Genomic DNA, 3644 nt, shown 5'->3' with positions numbered 1-3644 from the left:
TGGAAAATAATTTAGAGTTTCCTAACAATGAATAATGACTTTACCCGCCCCTAGTGACTCTTAAATTTCGCTTTTTTGTCCCGTTATTATTTCATAGCCAGAGTAAAAATGTTGGCCCTAACCTGACAAAACTATGAGCATTTCGGTAAATATTTATACTTGAATCCAATGTTCATATTCAAATGCTTTGACAGTCCAAGGCTTTGCAGACTACCAACCATTCAGCGGGACAAATTTGTTCCCTGTTCCCTTTCTTCACCAAAATGTCCCGCTGATAATTGATAGCCATACAATTTCTTAATGCCAAAATTAAGTTAATTAAATCCTAAAACTATACAAAAATTAACAATAGACATGAGATTGCTGAGGTAGACAAAAACCCGGTTTCTGAGGCGCTGTATGGGTCACTGTAGGCCAACTGACATCACTCAAACCCTGGCGCGTCCGTCCAAAAATGAGACCTTTGAAAGCCGCTCAGCATGAGTACTATCGGCCTTTTTCCGTTTTCTTTCCCTTAGCGCCTAATTCTTAAAAGCCTAATTGAGATAATCTTTTTATCGGACAAAAATCTTTATATTCTTCGCTTAAAGATTTACACCTTTTGAGATAAAAGCATTAGTGCTATTAAATCAGTCTGCGGGGGAAGGAATGATTAAGAATAAATTTTTACTGTTAATTCATACTCCCTAAATAATGCAGTAAATTTATCGAATTGTGATAACCCAGCAGTGCGTCAGCGCTGTTGGCAAGTCCGCACTATACTTAGAACAGATTGGTGCGGAAAACTTGACTGCACAAAAGAGGGAGAAACAGACATGAGCGATCTATTCAAAGGTTTTGAGCAGTTACTAGAACTTGCAAAAGCCTTGGAAGAAAAAATTGAAGCCGGAGAAATCAAGGCAGATATGCAGTTTCGCACTCGCACTCTCAGCAGTATTCCTCGTGCTGGAGGTATTCCTCGCGCTGGCAATGTCAATGTCGGCCCAACTCCTTTCCGCACGACCCAGCCGCCCAGTTATGGCGACTCCAATTCTAGCTCGCCAAATCCTGTCAAACCGCAGCAGACATCATCAAGTCCTTCCCTCAGAGATGTTGGCGGATTGGGTGAAATTCTCAAAGAACTGAAAGAACTGATCGCCATCCCTTTAAAACGTCCCGATTTACTCGATAAAATCGGACTGGAACCGACGCGAGGCGTTTTATTAGTAGGCCCTCCCGGTACTGGCAAAACTCTCACCGCCCGCGCTCTTGCGGAAGAATTGGGAGTGAATTACATTGCAATAGCAGGGCCGGAAGTAATTGGCAAATACTACGGCGAAGCAGAACAAAAATTGCGGGGAATCTTTGAAAAAGCAGCTAAAAGTGCCCCTTGTATCATATTTATAGATGAAATCGACAGCCTCGCCCCAGACCGCAGCAGAGTAGAAGGAGAAGTGGAAAAACGGGTAGTGGCGCAACTCCTCAGCTTGATGGATGGATTTGCTCAAACTAAAGGCGTTATCGTATTAGCTGCAACGAATCGTCCGGATCATCTCGACCCCGCTTTGCGTCGTCCGGGAAGATTCGATCGCGAAGTGCTTTTCCGCGTTCCCGACCGTCAGGGACGTAGGGAAATATTGCAAATATTAACTCGCGTCATGCCTTTGGATTTGACGGTAGACTTAGAAGCGATCGCAGACCTCGCAGTCGGATTTGTCGGTGCAGATTTAAAAGCCGTTTGTCAAAAAGCCGCTTACAGCGCTTTGCGTCGTCAAGTACCTTCGATCGAAGCGCAAATTCTCGATACCATGACCGTTACTCAGGCGGATTTTTTACAAGCGCTTAAAGAAGTTAAACCAGCCGTTTTGCGTTCTGTGGAAGTAGAATCCCCCAATGTTTTTTGGGAAGAAATCGGCGGATTGGAAAATATTAAGCAAACTTTGCGGGAATCCGTCGAAGGCGCACTCCTTCATCCCGAACTTTACTTAAGAACAAAAGCAAAAGCACCCAAAGGGATTTTACTCTGGGGACCACCCGGAACCGGCAAAACCATGTTAGCTAAAGCAGTCGCTTCCCAAGCTAGAGCTAATTTTATCTGCGTTAACGGCCCGGAATTGCTCAGCAAGTGGGTGGGTGCTTCGGAACAAGCAGTGCGGGAATTGTTCGCCAAAGCGCGACAAGCATCTCCCTGTGTCGTATTTATCGATGAAATTGACACTTTAGCGCCAGTGCGCGGTCGTTACAGTGGCGATTCTGGCGTGAGCGATCGCGTTGTGGGACAATTGCTCACAGAATTGGATGGTTTGCCAACAGGTGCTAACATCTTGGTGATTGCTGCTACCAATCGTCCCGATGCACTAGACCCAGCGATGCTGAGAGCAGGTCGGTTAGATTTACAGTTAAAAGTAGATTTACCCGATCTAGAAAACCGCTTCGCAATTCTACAAGTTCACAATCAAGACCGTCCTTTGCAAGATGTGAATTTGGTCCACTGGGCAGCAGTAACTGAGGGTTGGAATGGGGCGGATTTAGCATTGTTGGGCGATCGAGCTGCTGTCGAAGCAATCCGTCGCTATCGCAGTCAAGGAATGAGCGAACCGGCAGCAATTCGCATTACAACTGAGGATTTCCACTACGCTCACCAAGTTTTAATGCAACAGCGTCCCGCTTAATTCTAAACTTGTTTTAGCAAATCGGTTTCAAGGACAGCCTTTATGTCGATCGATTGTAGAGACGTTTCATGAAACGTCTCTACAATTTTCAAGGCCGAGCCAATCCAAAATCCTCTCATCCAAAATCCAAAATGTAACCGTTCAGGGGGTGCGCCTACCGCACACCACCAGGCGAGCTTTTGTGGTAAAGATTTAGCAGGCAGTACTTTTGTGACGCGAATGCTGACTGTAGTTACTACGCTTAAATCGCAACAGCGTCATATTTTGGAGTCGATCGCAACTGCGGTTGCAAATGCTCGTGAGTTTTTTGAAGAACCCCGGTTTCTTTACGAAAATACATAGGCGAACCGCGAGAAAAAGCTATAATATTTTGAATTATTCAGAAAGCTTTTATGCAAAACAAAAGTCCGCTACGCACAATTCGGCCTAAAATCAGCACTATACCTCGCGAGAAAACTGAGGCGTCTGAGCAACTCGAACTCTATAAGATGGTAACGAAACGGCAGCGCATCTTACAGGAGATGCAGTTTATGGAACAGCGCCTTAACCTCTTGAAAGAACAACTAGGAACTCTCGATAAGCAAATAGAAGATACGGAAGAAACAATTAAGAAGTTACGTAAATCACCTCCTACTTTCACCCAAGGGCCACCGCAAGTAAAAGTGCAGAGGGTGCGTAAACAAAAAACAAGTTCTGCTCAAAATGTACCTGCTGATAATAAAGAGTCTAAGTCAAGTAGTTTCCAAACTTTTATCCTGGAATTTTAATCAGAGGATTTACTACTGGTATTGCTTGGCATACTGCTGTAGGAGTAATTCATCCATTACCCCTACAGCTACACTGGCAAAATAAAATCTGAAATCTCAAATCAGAAATTTGCAATCGGTTCATTCAGATTCTTCTGCTTCTTCTTCCATTGCTTGTATTTTTAACAAAAGTTCCTCTTCCTGAATTTCAAAATCCTCTTCTGAGATATCGCCAATATCAAACGCC

Annotated in this window: 4 protein-coding genes; 3 read left to right on the top strand and 1 reads right to left on the bottom strand. The window is 44.2% G+C overall.

Translation table 11 applies throughout. The features are described from left to right. Positions 1-815: 815 nt before the first annotated feature. The 3 genes from H6S82_RS23860 (at position 816) to H6S82_RS23855 (ending at position 3418) form a co-directional block, all read left to right on the top strand. Entirely contained in the window at positions 816-2651 is a 1836-nt protein-coding gene (locus H6S82_RS23860; RefSeq protein ID WP_190464726.1) for an AAA family ATPase, read from the top strand. A 210-nt stretch (positions 2652-2861) separates the two neighbouring features. After that, entirely contained in the window at positions 2862-2993 is a 132-nt protein-coding gene (locus H6S82_RS34150; protein ID WP_255512219.1) for a hypothetical protein, read from the top strand. Between the two features lie 50 nt (positions 2994-3043). Then, positions 3044-3418, top strand: a complete 375-nt coding sequence (locus H6S82_RS23855) for a gas vesicle protein (RefSeq protein ID WP_190464725.1) — start codon at positions 3044-3046, stop codon at positions 3416-3418. A 120-nt stretch (positions 3419-3538) separates the two neighbouring features. Here the strand turns inward: H6S82_RS23855 and H6S82_RS23850 are convergent, their stop codons facing one another. Beyond that, entirely contained in the window at positions 3539-3634 is a 96-nt protein-coding gene (locus H6S82_RS23850) for a hypothetical protein (RefSeq protein WP_347339540.1), read from the bottom strand. Positions 3635-3644 lie beyond the last annotated feature (10 nt).

The sequence above is a fragment of the Planktothrix sp. FACHB-1355 genome (genome assembly GCF_014748295.1).
Classification (GTDB): Bacteria; Cyanobacteriota; Cyanobacteriia; order Cyanobacteriales; family Aerosakkonemataceae; genus Aerosakkonema; species Aerosakkonema funiforme_A.
Note: the sequence above shows the minus strand (reverse complement) of the source record. Positions and strands in the feature narration are given on the sequence as shown.

What these genes read in the sequence shown, in the direction of transcription:
- H6S82_RS23860 (WP_190464726.1), top strand. Translation starts at nt 816, where the DNA reads ATGAGCGATCTATTCAAAGGTTTTGAGCAGTTACTAGAACTTGCAAAA.
- H6S82_RS23855 (WP_190464725.1), top strand. Translation starts at nt 3,044, where the DNA reads ATGCAAAACAAAAGTCCGCTACGCACAATTCGGCCTAAAATCAGCACT.